Origin of the sequence: Bacillus sp. 3255 (assembly GCF_031456485.1) — a bacterium.
Lineage (GTDB): Bacteria > Bacillota > Bacilli > Paenibacillales > NBRC-103111 > Paenibacillus_E.
The window spans coordinates 1-16,571 of the sequence record NZ_JAVDUS010000018.1 but is presented as its reverse complement, the minus strand read 5'-3'; the positions used below and the strand labels follow the sequence as shown (position 1 = coordinate 16,571).

Genomic DNA, 16,571 nt, shown 5'->3' with positions numbered 1-16,571 from the left:
CCGTTAACCTCTTGCCGCTGTGACTCTGTTATAGTGTTCCAAATAAACAAGTAAGATGGAAATGTCGGAAGGCGTCACACCGGCAATACGCGATGCTTGCCCGATCGATATCGGACGAATTTTGGCCAGCTTCTGCTTAGCTTCCGTTGCGATCCCATGGATGTCACTATATTCGATATCATCAGGTATCTTTTTCTTCTCCATCTTGCGCAGGCGATCAACTTGATTGCTCTGCTTCTCAATGTATCCCGCATATTTCACTTGGATTTCGACTTGTTCCTTCATCTCTTCATCCAGTTCAAGCGGGGATGGACACATGATTTCGATATGCTTATACTCAATCTCCGGACGGCGCAGCAAGCCAATTGCGGGAACGGAATTATTCAACTGAACGCTTTCCAAGCTTTCCAACAGTTGCTGAACATGAGGCTCCGGTCTGACTTTATCCGTATTCAACCGCTCAATCTCTTGCTCGACCAAAGCTTTCTTATTCAAAAACGCCGCGTATCGCTCTTCAGAAATCAAGCCAATTTCATACCCGATCGGCGTCAAGCGCATATCCGCGTTGTCATGGCGAAGGAGCAAGCGATATTCAGCACGAGAAGTTAACAAACGATAGGGCTCATTCGTTCCTTTGGTAACCAAATCGTCGATCAGGACGCCGATGTATCCTTCGGAGCGATCCAGAACAACAGCTTCTTTCCCTTGCACTTTGCGGGCCGCATTAATACCGGCCATGACCCCTTGCCCTGCAGCTTCTTCGTAACCGGAAGTTCCGTTAATTTGACCTGCCGTGAACAAGCCGCTAATGAGCTTCGTTTCTAGCGATGGCTTAAGTTGAGTAGGAACGACAGCATCATACTCGATCGCATAACCGGTGCGCATCATCTCTACTTTCTCCAAACCTGGAATGGAACGCAAAATCCCTAACTGCACATCCTCCGGCATGCTCGTCGACAGCCCTTGAACGTAGTATTCGGAAGTATTGCGGCCTTCCGGCTCTAAGAATATTTGATGCTTTGGCTTATCGGCAAAACGTACGATTTTATCTTCAATCGAAGGGCAATATCTTGGACCCGTACCTTCAATAGCGCCAGAAAACATCGGAGCGCGGTGAAGATTGGAATTGATAATATGGTGCGTTTCTTCAGATGTATAGGTTAACCAGCAAGGCAGCTGCTCATTGGATCCCGTTTTTGTCTCGTAGGAGAAAAATTTCGGCTGGTCGTCGCCGGGTTGAATTTCAGTTTTGCTGAAATCGATCGTGTCTTTGTGCACACGCGGCGGCGTACCGGTTTTGAAACGAACAAGTTCAAAACCGAGATTGCGCAAGGATTCGGACAGCTTCACAGATGGCTGTTGATTATTCGGTCCGCTCTCGTACATGAGCTCACCCATGATCACTTTGCCTCTTAGATAAGTCCCGGTTGTTAGAACAACGGCCTTGGCATAATATTCAGCGCCTGTTTTTGTCACAACCCCTTTGACCTCTCCGTTCTCCACGATGAGATCTTCAGCCATCCCTTGACGAAGCGTCAAGTTTGGTGTCGCTTCAATCGTTTCTTTCATTTTGTGCTGATAAGAAAATTTGTCGGCTTGCGCGCGAAGTGCGTGCACGGCCGGCCCCTTACCTGTATTCAACATACGGAGTTGAATATACGTTTTGTCGATGTTGCGTCCCATCTCACCGCCAAGTGCGTCGATCTCTCGAACGACATGGCCCTTAGCTGGACCTCCAATAGAAGGGTTGCAAGGCATGAAAGCCACCATATCCAAATTGATCGTAAGTAACAATGTATTGCAGCCCATTCGGGCAGATGCCAAAGCTGATTCACAGCCAGCGTGTCCGGCACCGATGACGATAACATCATACTCGCCTGCATGATATCCCATCGTAGTCATTCCTCCCTCTTTTGTGAAAACGAAAATGCTGTCGGTTTTCATTTACCTAAGCAGAATTGTGTAAAAATCTGATCAATCAACGACTCGCCTACGGAATCCCCAATAATTTCGCCAAGCTGCTCCCAAGCAGCCCGAATATCAATTTGGATCATATCGATCGGTACATATTGCTCATTGGCATCAAGCGCATCCGACAAGGAACGCTTCGCTTGCTTCAATAAAGATATATGTCGAACATTGCTCACATACGTCAAATCGCTCGATTCTAGTTTACCCTCAAAGAAAATGCCGGCAATCGCCTTTTCCAAGTTCTCTATACCTTTATTCTCAATCAGAGACAACTCGACAATACGCTCTTCAGGGAAATAGTTCCGAACTACTTCGACATCTATTCTTCGACTCAAGTCTGTTTTATTCAAAATAACGATCGTTTGCCGATCAGCCAATTGCTTCATCATTGCAATCTCATCCAATTGGAGCTCTTCATTGCTATTGAGCACCAGGAGAATCAAGTCCGCTTCCGCTAGCGCAGTCTTCGAACGTTCAACCCCGATCTGTTCGACAATATCGCTGGTCTCCCGGATCCCCGCCGTATCCAACAGCTTCAGCGGAATTCCGCCAATATTCACGAACTCCTCAATGACATCGCGGGTCGTACCCGGAATATCCGTCACAATCGCTCGATTCTCCTGAGCCAATTCATTGAGCAGCGACGATTTCCCCACATTCGGTCTGCCGACAATAGCCGTCTCGATCCCTTCACGCAAAATCTTCCCTTGCTCTGCGGTCACCAAAAGACGGTCAATTTCGTGCATAACCGTGTCACATTTACTCTTTATGAAAGCATTCGTCATCTCTTCAACGTCATGCTCGGGATAGTCGATATTCACTTCGACATGAGCCATCAATTCAACCAGTACATGCCGCAAATGTTTGATTTGCTTCGACAAATTTCCTTCAACCTGCTTCAAGGCGACCTTGAAAGCCCGATCCGATTTGGCTCGAATCAGGTCGATTACCGCCTCCGCTTGTGTCAAATCAATTCGACCGTTCAAGAATGCGCGCTTCGTGAATTCACCCGGCTCAGCCAGTCGAATCCCTTGCAGCAGCAGCAGATCAAGCACTTTCTTCACGGATACGATCCCTCCGTGACAGCTGACCTCCACCACATCCTCCATCGTAAAGGAACGCGGAGCTTTCATTAACGTAACGAGAACCTCCTCCACCTTTTCGGCGGAAGCAGGTTCTACAATGAATCCATAATGTACCGTATGCGTAGCTGCATCTGATAATTTCGTTTTGGAACGGAACACGCGGTCCACAAGTGGAACGGCTTCATCCCCGCTCACACGAATAACCGCTATTCCGCCCTCGCCGAGCGGCGTAGAAATAGCAGCAATCGTATCGTTTAGCATAGTAGTTGCACCTCGAATTTACCTCATCTTAAAGAAAAAGCAATGACATGATCCTAAGTCATTGCGATTCCACGATTATTTGACGGCGATGACGACCCGACGATTCGGTTCTTCGCCTTTGCTGTATGTTTTGACAACTGGATGCCCTTGCAACTCGGCATGAATAATCTTGCGTTCTTGCGAGTTCATCGGCTCCAAAATAACTTCTTTTTTGGACTTGATGACACGGTTAGCCAGCCTCGAAGCCAGCTCTTCCAGTGTTCTCTTCCGTCTTTCACGGAAATTCTCCGCATCTAAGACAATGCGAAAATGCGAGTTCGCATACCGATTTGCGACAATATTAACTAAATACTGCAGCGCATCAAGCGTTTGTCCCCTTTTGCCAATCAAAATCCCTAACTCCGAACCACTCAAATTCAAGAGGTAGCCTTCGCGATCCTTAGTCGTATCTATGGTGATGGAAATTTTCATCGCTTCGAACATATCTTGTAAGAAAGCAATGGCTTCCTCAAGTGGATCTGGTATCAATTCAAGCTCAACTTTAGCTTCTTTGGAACCAATAAACCCGAACAACCCTTTGGTGGGCTGTTCCAAAATATGAATCTTTACACGATCTTCCGAAACTTGCCATTGAGAAAGGCCGGCTTTCACCGCTAACTCAATGGTTTTTCCAGTCACCACGATTTTTTTCATTTGGACAGGCCACCCTTATTATTTTGAGATCCAGGATTTTTTTGTTTTCCAGGAGAACCATAAATGAAGTAAGACTGAACAATGGTGAAGATGTTACCGTAGATCCAGTAAAGCGGCAGAGCGGCTGCGAAATTCATGGACATCACGAAAATCATAACCGGGAAAATATATAGCAAGCTTTTCATTTGTTGATTCATTTGGGACGACATGAACATTTGTTGAACGAATGTTGTCGCCGCGGCGATCAATGGAAGAATGTAATAATGGTCGGGTTGTCCAAGATTCATCCATAAAAAATTATGTCCATGAATTTCTTGGTTGCGCATGATCGCTTGGTACAAGGCAATCAAGATTGGCATTTGTACAATGATCGGGAAACATCCCGCCAATGGATTCACACCATTTTGTTGAAACAGCTTCATCGTTTCTTCCTGCTGTTTCTTTGCGTCATCTTTATACTTCTCTTTCAGCTTCTTCATCTCTGGCTGCAGTTCTTGCATCCGTTTGGAGCTCTTGTACTGTTTCAGCGTCAGCGGCAAGATAATGAGACGAATGATAATGGTAACAACCAGAATCGACAGCCCATATTGACCCCACAAATGATCGGCAAACCAATCCAGCGTTTCAGAAAGCGGGTACACAAAATATTTCGTGAAAAAATTTGCGGTATTTAGATCAATTGGTGCCATGGCTGAGCTGGACGGACTACACCCTGACAGTAACAAGATCATCGCAGAGATTGCGGCTAGCATATAAATTCGACGAGTCAAAATGAGATCCTCCTAAATATCTTTTCCAACATAAACTATATCACATCTTCAGCCTGCAAGGAAATATAGCTTCATTTTTTTATTGGTTCGTTCCTTTTTAATAAAGAAGCTTTTCGCACGACATGCCAAATGCTCTTCTCAAGCTCCACATATTCCATATCGGCCGCGGGTTTCCGCACCAGAAGAATATAGTCGTAATGCGGCGCCATATTCTCCTTTTTCAAACGAACAATTTCCTTGATCATACGTCTTAACCGGTTCCGAACGACCGCATTGCCGACTTTTTTGCTCACCGAAATGCCAAGGCGGAAATGATCCAGTTTGGGCTGAGGCAAATAATATAGAACAAACTGATGGTTGGCCATCGATTTGCCGTATCGATATATCTTATTGAAATCTTCCCGTTTCGCTAATCTATATTCTTTTTCCACAGACATGTACGCTCCAGACTGTTAGCTTTCAAGATAGGTTAGATCAGCAATAGATATCCCATCTATTTTTGACCGATTTGGACGGAGATAAACCAGACCATTCAAATGCAAAAAAAAAAGCCCCTTCCGGAGCCTCTTTTTACGCGCTAAGAACTTTTCTTCCCTTAAGACGACGAGCTTGCAGAACTTTACGACCGTTCTTCGTGCTCATTCTTTTACGGAAACCATGGTTTTTCTTACGCTTTCTCGTATTCGGGTTAAACGTCGGACCCATCTATAGCACCTCCCTACCTGAGGATATCCATCCTACAAAATTTCTACTACTCATTAAATCACAAATCAAGCAAGAAAGTCAACCTACATGAGCGTGCAGAAGGATCTGCCAAAATCGGCAGCCGCAGCCCCAAAAGAATAACCTGTGTATAAAATTTAGACGAGCGAAACAGAACTCTGTCGAAAATTAACACAATATCAACAATATCTTGTGTTGTGAACAATTTCTATGCACAACTTGTTGTAATTGTGGATAATACCAAACAATCCGTTGATTAACAAGCCATCTTTTGATAAGATGATTATGTTTCTGTTGTGGATATAACCTAATCCTTCTCCGATTTATCAACAGTCTGTGGATAACATTGTGAACAAAATTCCCTCTATAAGAATAAGTCATTTTAGCCGAATCTTAATAATGTGGATAAAACGACAAAATCCGTCCTTTATTGAGCCCATCAGACATTAAGGTTCTTTTTGCCGTTAAACGTGCAGACTATACTCTGATTGCGTTTGAGCTGCTAAATCTCGCGGAACGCTCCGTTTGAGTTCAACATAATGATTTATGCACAGATGCTTTTTTCTATTTAACTGGCCCTAAGCCACATGTTTGATTTCAAAGGAGTGAATTATTGTGGAAGGCCATTCTACGGACTTATGGCAGCAAATCTTATCGATCATCCAAACAAAACTCAGTAAGCCGAGCTTCGATACCTGGCTCAAATCAACGAAAGCGACAGTCTTCAATGATTCCACTGTCGTTATTTGTGCGCCTAACAATTTCGCGCAGGAATGGTTGGAAAGCCGCTATACCAAGCTGATCGAAGGCACCATTTACGATTTCACCGGCAAGCATGTATCCGTCAAATTCGTTATCGAAACCGAGGAGCAGAAAGCGCAATCAGCTGCCGTTCAGCCGACCGTGCTGCCTCCGAAGGGACCGGCCATCGTCGCGGGTGAAGAGAATTTCACCAACATGATGAATTCCAGGTACACCTTCGATACATTCGTTATCGGATCCGGGAATCGTTTCGCGCACGCGGCATCGCTCGCCGTAGCCGAAGCGCCGGCCAAAGCTTATAACCCGCTCTTTCTATATGGAGGCGTAGGTCTGGGCAAAACGCATCTGATGCACGCCATCGGCCATTATGTGCTGGAGCATAATCCAGGAGCTCGCGTTCTGTATATTTCATCCGAGAAGTTTACGAATGAATTCATTAATGCCGTCCGGGATAACCGCGGCGAAGGGTTCCGCAACAAATATCGAACGATCGACGTGCTATTAATTGACGATATTCAATTCCTCGCGGGTAAAGAAGGTACGCAGGAGGAGTTTTTCCATACATTTAACGCGCTTCATGAGGAAGGCAAACAAATTATTATCTCCAGCGACCGGCCGCCTAAGGAGATTCCAACCTTGGAAGACCGCCTGCGCTCCAGATTCGAATGGGGATTGATAACGGATATTCAGCCTCCGGACCTGGAGACACGCATCGCCATCTTGCGGAAAAAGGCGAAAGCCGAGAATTTGGAGATTCCGAACGAAGCGATGATCTATATCGCGAACCAAATCGATACGAATATTCGTGAGCTTGAAGGTGCGCTGATCCGCGTAGTGGCCTACTCCTCTCTGATCAATCAGGACATCAGCGTTCATTTGACCGCAGAAGCCTTGAAGGATATCATTCCGTCGAACCGGCCCAAAGTCATTACGATTCAGGATATTCAGCAGCGCGTTGGTGAATTCTATGGATTGAAGCTCGAGGATTTCAAGGCGCGCAAACGAACAAAAGCCGTAGCCTTCCCTAGGCAGGTCGCGATGTACCTGGCACGGGAGCTGACGGACTTCTCTTTGCCGAAAATCGGAGATAATTTTGGTGGCCGCGACCATACGACGGTCATACACGCCCATGAGAAAATATCGCAACTGCTGCAAGAGGACCAGGAGCTCTACAAGGTGATCCATAACCTGACGGAGCGCATCAAGAACCCCTCTTAATAACCTTTGATTTATGATAAGCCTATGCACAAACTATGCACATGTGGATAGGCTTGCTTTATATAAGCTTCATCCACATATCCACATATCCAGAGGCCCTACTGCTATTACTAATAAAGAATGATATTATATAAAGATATGCCAACGAATCTCAAAAAAGAACCGCAGGAGTGAAGTCATGAAATTAACGATTCTTAAAGACCATTTAATTGAATCCATTGGTCACGTTTCCAAAGCAATCTCATCCCGTACAACCATCCCCATTCTGACTGGGATCAAAATAGATGCAACCGTAAGCGGCGTTACCCTTACAGCCAGCGATACCGACATTTCCATTCAAAGCTTCACACCTAGTGAAAATGGAACAAACAAAATCATTCAGTTATATCAAGCCGGCAGCGTGGTGCTTCCAGCTAAATTTTTCGTTGAAATTATTCGTAAATTGCCAGCTCAACTTATTGAGATCGAGGTAAGCCACAATTTCCAAACCGTTATTCGTTCAGGTTCTTCGGAAATTCAAATCATGGGGCTCGATCCCGACGAATATCCGCTGCTGCCGGAAATCGAAGAAAGCAAGATGCTTCGTCTGCCGAGCGATCTCTTGAAAACGATGATTAAACAGACGTCTTATGCCGTTTCGACCAATGAATCGACACCGATTCTTACCGGGGTTCTTTGGAACATTAACGGAGACAAGCTCAAATTCATCGCCTGCGACCGTCATCGCCTTGCCAGCAGAGAAGTTACCGTCGATAATGACAATGCGCATAATTTGCCGAACATTGTTATTTCCGGCCGTACGCTGAATGAGTTGAGCAAAATTTTGCCTGATCAGAACTCCCTTATAGATATAGTTATTTCGGACAATCAGGTTTTATTCAAGATTCATTCGATTTTATTTTATTCCCGCATTTTGGACGGTACTTACCCGGATACGTCGAAGCTGATTCCGCAATCCTTCCAAACCGAGATGGTCGTTCCGACCAAGGAATTGGCGGAAGCGATCGATCGCGCCTACCTGTTGTCCAAGGAAGAGAAGACCAATATCGTCAAAATGATCATGTTGGAAGATCAAACGATCGAGATCTCCTCCAGCTCCTCCGAGCTCGGTAAAGTCACGGAGCAAATTAACCTGCAGCATATTGCCGGCGAACTGCTCAAAATTTCGTTTAACTCCAAATATATGCTTGATGCGCTTAAAGTGCTCGATTCCGAGTTCATTCACATCGGATTTACTGGAGCCATGCAGCCTATCATCATGAAACCGCAAGATTCGACGAACATTTTACAGCTGATCTTGCCTTATCGAACAACCAACTAAGGGGGCTCCAGCATGAAACAAATCGCTATTAACACGGAATACATTACGCTTGGCCAGTTTCTAAAGCTGTCGGATTGTATATCCACAGGTGGACAAGCCAAATTTTTCGTTGTGGATACCAAAATTGAAGTAAACGGGCAAGCGGAAAATCGCAGAGGACGGAAACTCGTTCCGAAGGATATTGTGACCGTGGAGGGTTTCGGACAATTCGAAGTCGTTAGCTCCTGAGACCGCGTGTTGCCAGGAGGATGACCACCTATGTTTCTTAATAGACTTGCGCTCAAATCTTACCGGAATTACGAACAGATCGAGCTGACCACCGATCGCAATGTGAATATATTCGTCGGACCTAATGCTCAAGGCAAGACGAATCTGCTGGAATCGATCTATGTTTTGGCCATGACCAAGTCACACCGGACTCACCAGGACAAAGAGTTGATTGGATGGAACGGCGAGACTACGCAGCTGCACGCCCAAATTCAAAAGCGTTACGGCACCTGCCAATTGGATCTCTCGATTTCCCCCAAAGGCAAAAAAGCGAAAATCAACGGCCTCGAGCAAAAGAAGCTAAGCAATTTTATCGGTGCGCTCAACGTCGTCATGTTCGCTCCCGAGGATCTGGAGATCGTGAAAGGGACACCCGGCGTTAGGCGCCGGTTCCTCGACATGGAGATCGGCCAGGTCCAGCCCTCCTATCTCTACGATTTATCGCAATACCAGAAAATTTTGCAGCAGCGGAACAATTATTTAAAGCAAAATTACCCTGGTAAAAGCACACCGGACGCCATGTTGGACATCTGGAACGAACAATTAGCACAGTATGGTGTTAAAATTATGAAAAAGCGTCAAAACTTTATTAAGAAGCTGCAACAATGGGCGGAAACCATTCATCGAGGAATTACGAATGACAGCGAAGAGCTTCTCATCCGGTACTCCCCTTCTTTTGACATGGAGTCGTTTGAAGATGAATCTGTTTTATTAAACCAATTTATGATAAAGTTATCATTGGTTAGAGAGCAGGAATTCCGAAGAGGCGTTACGTTAGTGGGTCCTCATCGTGACGATCTTCTTTTTTACATTAACGACAAAGAAGTGCAAACCTACGGTTCTCAAGGGCAGCAGCGGACCACAGCGCTATCCCTCAAGCTGGCTGAGATTGAACTCATCCAGGAGGAAGTCGGCGAATATCCCCTTTTATTGCTTGATGATGTGCTTTCAGAGCTTGATGAATATAGGCAGACGCAGTTGATCCGCACGTTCCAGGAGAAGGTCCAGACGTTCATAACAACAACGGGTCTCGAGAGTGTCCATTTGGACCAACTGAACCATGCTTCCGTGTTTCATGTTTTGAAAGGAAATGTAAGTGGCAGGAGCTGAGGAGCATGTTTATACATTTGGGTGGAGAGAAAATTATAAGAGCTTCCGAACTGATTGCTATTTTCGATATCTCGATAGAGAAATCTTCAAAAATATCGAAACAATTCATTCAACAAGCTATAAAGGATAAAAAAACAGAAAAAATCGGCGATGAAGAATGCAAGTCACTCGTTGTTACGAAGAGTAAAGTGTATTATTCCCCGATTTCCTCTACGACGCTCAAAAAAAGAGCGCATCTTTTGTTAACGAACTAACTTTTTTGTTCACATAAGAGAGTATAAGAGGTTTATCTCACTATAAAAAAGCAGGTGGAGATTAACATGTCTGTGAATCAAAATGCGTACGATGACAGTCAGATTCAGGTTCTGGAAGGGTTAGAAGCCGTTCGCAAAAGACCGGGTATGTATATTGGTTCAACCAGTGCCCGTGGACTTCACCATCTCGTTTGGGAAGTTGTCGATAACAGTATTGACGAGGCGTTAGCCGGGTTCTGTACGAAAATCGATGTAATTGTTCATAAAAATAATAGTATTACCGTCATTGATAACGGACGCGGGATTCCGGTCGGGGAAAATGCGAAGCTCAAACGTCCGACGCTTGAAGTCGTACTCACCGTATTGCATGCGGGCGGTAAATTCGGTGGCGAGGATTCCGGTTACAAAGTATCCGGGGGTCTGCACGGTGTAGGTATTTCCGTAGTGAATGCGTTGTCTGAGCACTTGACTGTGAGAGTAAAGAATAAAGGCCAAATTCATCAACAAGAATACCGCCGCGGAACACCGCAATATGATGTGAAAGTGGTCGGGGAGACGGAAGAAACGGGCACGACGGTCACGTTCCAGCCGGATCCGGAAATTTTCAAAGAAACGATAGAATACGATTACGATATCCTGCAATCCCGGATTCGCGAGCTCGCATTCCTGAATAAAGGCATCGAGATCAATCTCATTGACGAGCGTACGGATATGGCGACAACCCATATGTACGAGGGCGGTATTATTTCGTTCGTGCAGCATTTGAACCGCAACCGCGAAGTTGTCAACGAGACGCCGATCTACGTCGAAGGCAGCAAAGATAATATCTCCATCGAGATTGCACTTCAATACAACGACAGCTATACGGAAAATATTTACTCCTTCGCGAACAATATCAATACGCATGAGGGCGGGACGCACGAGTCCGGCTTCAAGAGCGCCTTAACGCGGATTCTGAACGAATATGCCCGTAAAACGAATTCACTGAAAGAAAGCGACTCGAACTTGTCGGGCGACGATGTGCGCGAAGGTTTGGCTGCGATTATTTCCGTGAAAATTCCAGAGCCGCAATTCGAAGGGCAGACCAAAACGAAGCTTGGCAACAGCGAAGTCCGCGGAATTGTGGAATCGCTCTTCGCCGAGAAGCTGCAAGAATTCATGGAAGAGAATCCTGCTACTGCGAAGAAAATCCTTGAAAAAGGCATTCAGGCGGCCAGAGCCAGAGAAGCCGCGCGCAAAGCCAGAGAGCTTACTCGTCGTAAGAGTGCGCTGGAAGTGAGCGCCCTGCCGGGTAAACTGGCGGATTGCTCGTCTAAGGATGCGTCCATCAGCGAGATCTACATCGTAGAGGGTGACTCTGCGGGCGGATCGGCCAAACAAGGGCGCGATCGCCATTTCCAAGCGATTTTGCCGCTGCGCGGTAAAATTTTGAACGTTGAGAAAGCCAGATTGGACCGGATTTTGTCGAATACGGAAATCCGCGCGATGATTACAGCCTTCGGTACCGGAATCAGCGATGATTTCGATATCAACAAAGCGCGTTATCACAAAATTATTATTATGACGGATGCCGATGTCGACGGAGCGCATATTCGTACGCTTCTGCTTACGTTCTTCTACAGATACATGAAAAAGCTGATCGAATCCGGCTTTGTGTATATTGCACAACCTCCTCTGTTCAAATTGGAGAGAAATAAAACCGTTCGTTATGCTTACAACGAGAAGCAAAGAGAAATCATCATGCAAGAATTCGGCGAAGGCGCCAAAGTGAACGTTCAACGTTACAAAGGACTGGGCGAGATGAATCCGGAACAGCTGTGGGAAACGACGATGGATCCGGAGAGCCGGACACTGCTGCAGGTGACGATCGAAGATGCGATTGAAGCGGATACGCTCTTTGACTCTTTGATGGGCGATAACGTAGAACCTAGAAGAGATTTCATCGAGGAACACGCAATTTACGTGAAAAATCTTGATATCTAAACGATTTAAACGTTGTTAACGATGTAAGCTTTCAGGAGGAACATTCATGAGCGAAGAATTACATTCGCAAGTCAGAGAAATTGACATTTCTACCGAAATGCGTACATCCTTCTTAGACTATGCGATGAGTATCATTGTCAGTCGTGCTTTGCCAGATGTAAGAGACGGACTGAAGCCCGTTCATCGTCGTATCCTGTATGCGATGTCCGAGCTGGGCATGTCTCCGGATAAACCGTATAAGAAATCAGCGAGAATCGTCGGTGAAGTTATCGGTAAATACCATCCGCACGGCGATTCCGCCGTGTATGAGACGATGGTGCGGATGGCCCAAGATTTCTCCCTGCGCTATATGCTTGTTGACGGTCATGGTAACTTCGGTTCGATTGACGGCGATATGGCGGCTGCCATGCGTTATACGGAGGCACGTCTATCCAAGATTGCGATGGAGCTCCTTCGCGATATTAACAAAGAAACTATCGATTACGCACCCAACTATGACGGGGAAGAGCAAGAGCCAGTTGTGCTTCCATCGCGCTTCCCGAACTTGCTGGTCAACGGCAGCTCGGGTATTGCGGTAGGGATGGCGACGAACATTCCTCCTCACAATCTTCGGGAAGTCATTGACGGCATCCAGATGCTGATCGAGAATCCGGACGTTACGCCGATGGATTTGATGTCGGCCATCAAGGGTCCGGATTTCCCGACGGCCGGTTTCATTCTGGGCCGCGAAGGGATCAGACAAGCCTACACCACAGGCAGAGGCTCTGTGACGATGCGGGCAAGAACGACCATTGAAGAGAACAACAATAAGGCTAAGATCATCGTAAGCGAGCTGCCTTATCAAGTGAATAAAGCAAGATTGGTTGAGAAGATCGCCGAGCTTGTGCGTGAGAAGAAGATCGATGGTATCACGGATCTTCGCGATGAGTCTGACCGTAACGGGATGCGTGTCGTAATCGAGCTTCGCCGCGACGTGAACCCGAATGTCGTATTGAACAACTTGTTCAAACAGACGGCTATGCAGTCGAACTTCGGGATCATTATGCTGGCGCTCGTCAACGGCCAACCGAAGGTTTTGAATCTTCGCGATATGCTGCAGTACTACCTGATGCACCAGCAGGAAGTTATCCGCCGCAGAACGGAATATGATTTGCGCAAGGCGGAAGCGCGCGCGCACATCTTGGAAGGTCTGCGCATCGCGCTTGACCACCTGGATCAGGTCATCGCTTTGATCCGAGCCTCCCGGACGACGGAAGAGGCCAGAGACGGCCTCATGAATACATTTAATTTGAGCTTCGATCAGGCTCAAGCGATTCTGGATATGCGCTTGCAGCGCCTGACCGGTTTAGAGCGGGAGAAAATCGAAGCCGAGTATGCCGAGCTGATGAAGAAAATCGCTGAACTGAAAGCGATTCTTGCCGATGAGCAGCTGATTCTAGCGATCATTAGCGAAGAGCTCAATGAAATCAAAGAGAAGTTCGGCGACGATCGCCGTTCCGAGATCACCGTCGGTGAAGAAAGCATCGAGGACGAAGATCTCATCCCTCGCGAGGATGTTGTCATTACGATTACCCATACGGGCTACATCAAGCGTCTTCCGGTTACGACTTACAAGAACCAGAAGCGCGGAGGCCGCGGTATTGTCGGTATGGATACGAAAGACGACGACTTCGTGGAACATTTGTTCGTGACTAACACGCATCACTATTTGATGTTCTTTACGAACAAAGGAAAAGTATACCGGTTGAAAGCTTACGAGATTCCGGATTTGAGCCGAACTGCGCGCGGTACGCCGATCATCAACTTGATCCAGATCGAGCAAGGCGAGACGGTCAATGCCGTGATCCCGGTTGAGAGCTTCGAGACCGATCAATACTTGTTCTTCGCAACGAAGCAAGGGGTTGTGAAGAAAACGCCGATCGACGATTACTCGAACATTCGCAAGGGCGGCTTGATCGCCATCAACTTGCGCGATGATGACGATCTTATCGGCGTCAAACTGACGGACGGCAACCAAGGCATCATAATGGGGACCAAACTCGGTATGTCCATTCATTTCCCGGAACAAGACGTGCGTTCGATGGGAAGATCGGCTACAGGAGTCAAAGGGATTCAGTTGGATGAGGACGATGCTGTCATCGATATGGATGTCGTGCACGAAGATAACAGCGTCTTGATCGTAACGTCCAAGGGCTTCGGCAAGAGAACGCCTGTGTCGGAATACCGTATTCAATCCCGCGGCGGTAAAGGGATCAAAACCTTGAACGTCACCGAGAAGAACGGTCCGGTTGTCGGCCTGAAAGTCGTTCAGGAAGATGAGGATCTCATGATTATTACGGCATCGGGAACTGTCATTCGTACAAGTATGGCTGGCATTTCCGTTATGGGCCGGAATACGCAAGGGGTGCGCCTCATCAATATCCGGGAAGACGACGAAGTTGGCACGCTGGCCCGCGTTCAGAAGAACGAAGAGCAGGCGGATAATGAGGAAGACGGCGACGACGAAACGGAAAGTACGGAATCGACCGATACCGAATAAAATAAATGACAGGGATGGGGCTTACAAACCCATCCCTTTTATTTTACAATAGGAACTATATGATAAACGTAAGGTGAGTGAGTAGTGTGCCAACTATAGCCGTCTCTCAATTGAAATACGGTGAGAAGCTGGGAGATCCAGTCATCACGAAGCTAGGGAACGTTCTTTTTCATAAAGGAAGGGTCATTAACGAGCGAGATATTGAAATTTTGAAGGCCTTCCTCATACCATCGGTTTATATCGAATCCAAGAACGGTGCGGAGCCGGAAGCTGCAGCAGAAGAAACGAAGGTAAAAGAGGCGGTGACGGCATCGGCAGCATCGGTACCTCCTTTTTATATCGAGTATCAGAATATGCTAAAGCTGCTCAAGCGCGTATTTCTGTTGGCGAATGGCGGGCAACCGCTGCCCATCATGGATCTTCGGAATGGGCTCGAGGCGCTTATTCAGCATATCGAGACATATAAGGTGCTCACTTTCACCCCCAAGAACCGCAATTTGCAAGACTATATTTATCACAAAAGTATTATGGTCAGCTTAACCGCCTATTCGTTAGCAAGATGGCATGGCATGCCGCAGAAAGATTTGATGCAGATTGCTCTGGCCGGTCTGCTGCATGATATTGGCGTAGCTAAGACGGACCCCGCTATCCTGGAGAAGAAAGGGCGTCTCTCTCAAGAAGAGATGGATGAGATTAAACAGCACACGCTGGCGGGATATCAAATTCTCAAAAATATTTCAGGCATCAACGAAGGTGTGAAGCTAACGGCCGTGCAGCATCACGAACGGGAAGACGGTTCCGGGTACCCGCTAGGTGTCAAAGGGGACAAGATTCATATCTACGCCAAGATTGTGGCGATCGCTGATATTTATAACGCAATGACGAATGAACGCTTTCACAAAACCGCGATGTCCCCTTATCTGGTATTAGAGCAATTGTTCACAGAGTCATTTGGGAAAGTGGATCCTACCCTAGTGCAAGTCTTTATTCATAAATCAACGCAAATCAGCAACGGTACTCTTGTGAAGCTTAGTGACAACCGTGTAGGAGAAATTGTCTTCTCGGACCGCTCGTATCCAACGAGGCCATGGGTGAATGTGAACGGAACGATCGTCAACCTGGCAACAGAAAGAAGCTTGTTTATAGAAGATGTTATTGGCCATGTGTAAAAAGTGTGTGTTGGTATGGAATGCCCCTGTGAAGGGGCTTTTTCTTTTTTTGAGAAAAAATGAATTTATGCTTGCATTCTGTTTCTAGATTTGATATATTACTCCTTGTCGCTTCGGCGGCCGAACACAAGAACGAAAGAAATTAAAAAAAGTTCTTGCAATCGAGTAGGCCGATGTGGTATATTGATCAAGTCGCTTTTGAAGGCGATGGATTAATAAGGAAGACATTGATCTTTGAAAACTGAACAACGAGTGAGTAAACAGAACGAGCAATCGTTCAAACATGAGATTAATAATCTCGCTAGCAAGTCAATTGAGCTATTCAGCTTTCAATAAATGAGCGAGCAATCGTTCAACTATTATGGAGAGTTTGATCCTGGCTCAGGACGAACGCTGGCGGCGTGCCTAATACATGCAAGTCGAGCGGAGCACTTCGGTGCTTAGC

At 46.5% G+C, this 16,571-nt stretch carries 14 protein-coding genes and 1 rRNA gene; 9 read left to right on the top strand and 6 right to left on the bottom strand.

All coding sequences use genetic code 11. From position 1 onward, the window contains the following. Positions 1-3: 3 nt before the first annotated feature. The 6 genes from mnmG to rpmH form a co-directional block, all read right to left on the bottom strand. The gene (gene mnmG, locus J2X61_RS24765) at positions 4-1,893 is read right to left on the bottom strand and encodes a tRNA uridine-5-carboxymethylaminomethyl(34) synthesis enzyme MnmG (protein ID WP_310191558.1); all 1,890 of its coding nucleotides are present in this window, start codon (positions 1,891-1,893) and stop codon (positions 4-6) included. A gap of 47 nt (positions 1,894-1,940) precedes the next feature. Then, entirely contained in the window at positions 1,941-3,317 is a 1,377-nt protein-coding gene (gene mnmE / locus J2X61_RS24760) for a tRNA uridine-5-carboxymethylaminomethyl(34) synthesis GTPase MnmE (protein ID WP_274471974.1), read from the bottom strand. 75 nt (positions 3,318-3,392) lie between these two features. Then, positions 3,393-4,010 (bottom strand): RNA-binding cell elongation regulator Jag/EloR, encoded by a 618-nt coding sequence (gene jag / locus J2X61_RS24755; RefSeq protein ID WP_310191555.1) that lies wholly within the window; start codon positions 4,008-4,010, stop codon positions 3,393-3,395. Next, positions 4,007-4,780, bottom strand: a complete 774-nt coding sequence (yidC, locus tag J2X61_RS24750) for a membrane protein insertase YidC (RefSeq protein WP_274471976.1) — start codon at positions 4,778-4,780, stop codon at positions 4,007-4,009. The genes jag and yidC overlap by 4 nt, the downstream gene beginning before the upstream one ends. Positions 4,781-4,851: 71 nt before the next feature. After that, a complete protein-coding gene (gene rnpA, locus J2X61_RS24745) occupies positions 4,852-5,211 on the bottom strand; it encodes a ribonuclease P protein component (protein ID WP_274471977.1) in 360 nt (119 codons plus the stop codon). 139 nt (positions 5,212-5,350) lie between these two features. Then, on the bottom strand, positions 5,351-5,485 hold the full coding sequence (gene rpmH / locus J2X61_RS24740; protein ID WP_028557239.1) for a 50S ribosomal protein L34: 135 nt from the start codon (positions 5,483-5,485) through the stop codon (positions 5,351-5,353). A 633-nt stretch (positions 5,486-6,118) separates the two neighbouring features. On the opposite strand from rpmH, the gene dnaA reads away from it, so the two are divergent. The 9 genes from dnaA to J2X61_RS24695 form a co-directional block, all read left to right on the top strand. After that, positions 6,119-7,483: a chromosomal replication initiator protein DnaA gene (gene dnaA, locus J2X61_RS24735; RefSeq protein ID WP_274471978.1), complete on the top strand. Its 1,365-nt coding sequence runs from the start codon at positions 6,119-6,121 to the stop codon at positions 7,481-7,483. 178 nt (positions 7,484-7,661) lie between these two features. Beyond that, positions 7,662-8,804 (top strand): DNA polymerase III subunit beta, encoded by a 1,143-nt coding sequence (gene dnaN / locus J2X61_RS24730; protein WP_274471980.1) that lies wholly within the window; start codon positions 7,662-7,664, stop codon positions 8,802-8,804. Between the two features lie 12 nt (positions 8,805-8,816). Next, positions 8,817-9,032 (top strand): S4 domain-containing protein YaaA, encoded by a 216-nt coding sequence (gene yaaA / locus J2X61_RS24725; RefSeq protein WP_274471982.1) that lies wholly within the window; start codon positions 8,817-8,819, stop codon positions 9,030-9,032. Between the two features lie 30 nt (positions 9,033-9,062). Then, positions 9,063-10,181, top strand: coding sequence for a DNA replication/repair protein RecF (recF, locus tag J2X61_RS24720; protein ID WP_274471984.1), 1,119 nt, complete (start codon positions 9,063-9,065; stop codon positions 10,179-10,181). Between the two features lie 5 nt (positions 10,182-10,186). Continuing rightward, positions 10,187-10,435, top strand: a complete 249-nt coding sequence (remB, locus tag J2X61_RS24715; RefSeq protein WP_274471985.1) for an extracellular matrix regulator RemB — start codon at positions 10,187-10,189, stop codon at positions 10,433-10,435. 66 nt (positions 10,436-10,501) lie between these two features. Next, positions 10,502-12,418 (top strand): DNA topoisomerase (ATP-hydrolyzing) subunit B, encoded by a 1,917-nt coding sequence (gene gyrB, locus J2X61_RS24710; RefSeq protein ID WP_310191546.1) that lies wholly within the window; start codon positions 10,502-10,504, stop codon positions 12,416-12,418. 46 nt (positions 12,419-12,464) lie between these two features. Beyond that, positions 12,465-14,957, top strand: coding sequence for a DNA gyrase subunit A (gene gyrA / locus J2X61_RS24705; protein WP_310191543.1), 2,493 nt, complete (start codon positions 12,465-12,467; stop codon positions 14,955-14,957). 86 nt (positions 14,958-15,043) lie between these two features. Beyond that, positions 15,044-16,126 carry an HD-GYP domain-containing protein gene (locus J2X61_RS24700; RefSeq protein WP_274471990.1) on the top strand — a complete coding sequence of 361 codons (1,083 nt, stop codon included), beginning with the start codon at positions 15,044-15,046 and terminating at the stop codon, positions 16,124-16,126. A gap of 358 nt (positions 16,127-16,484) precedes the next feature. Continuing rightward, a 16S ribosomal RNA gene (locus J2X61_RS24695) occupies positions 16,485-16,571 on the top strand; the annotation flags it as partial.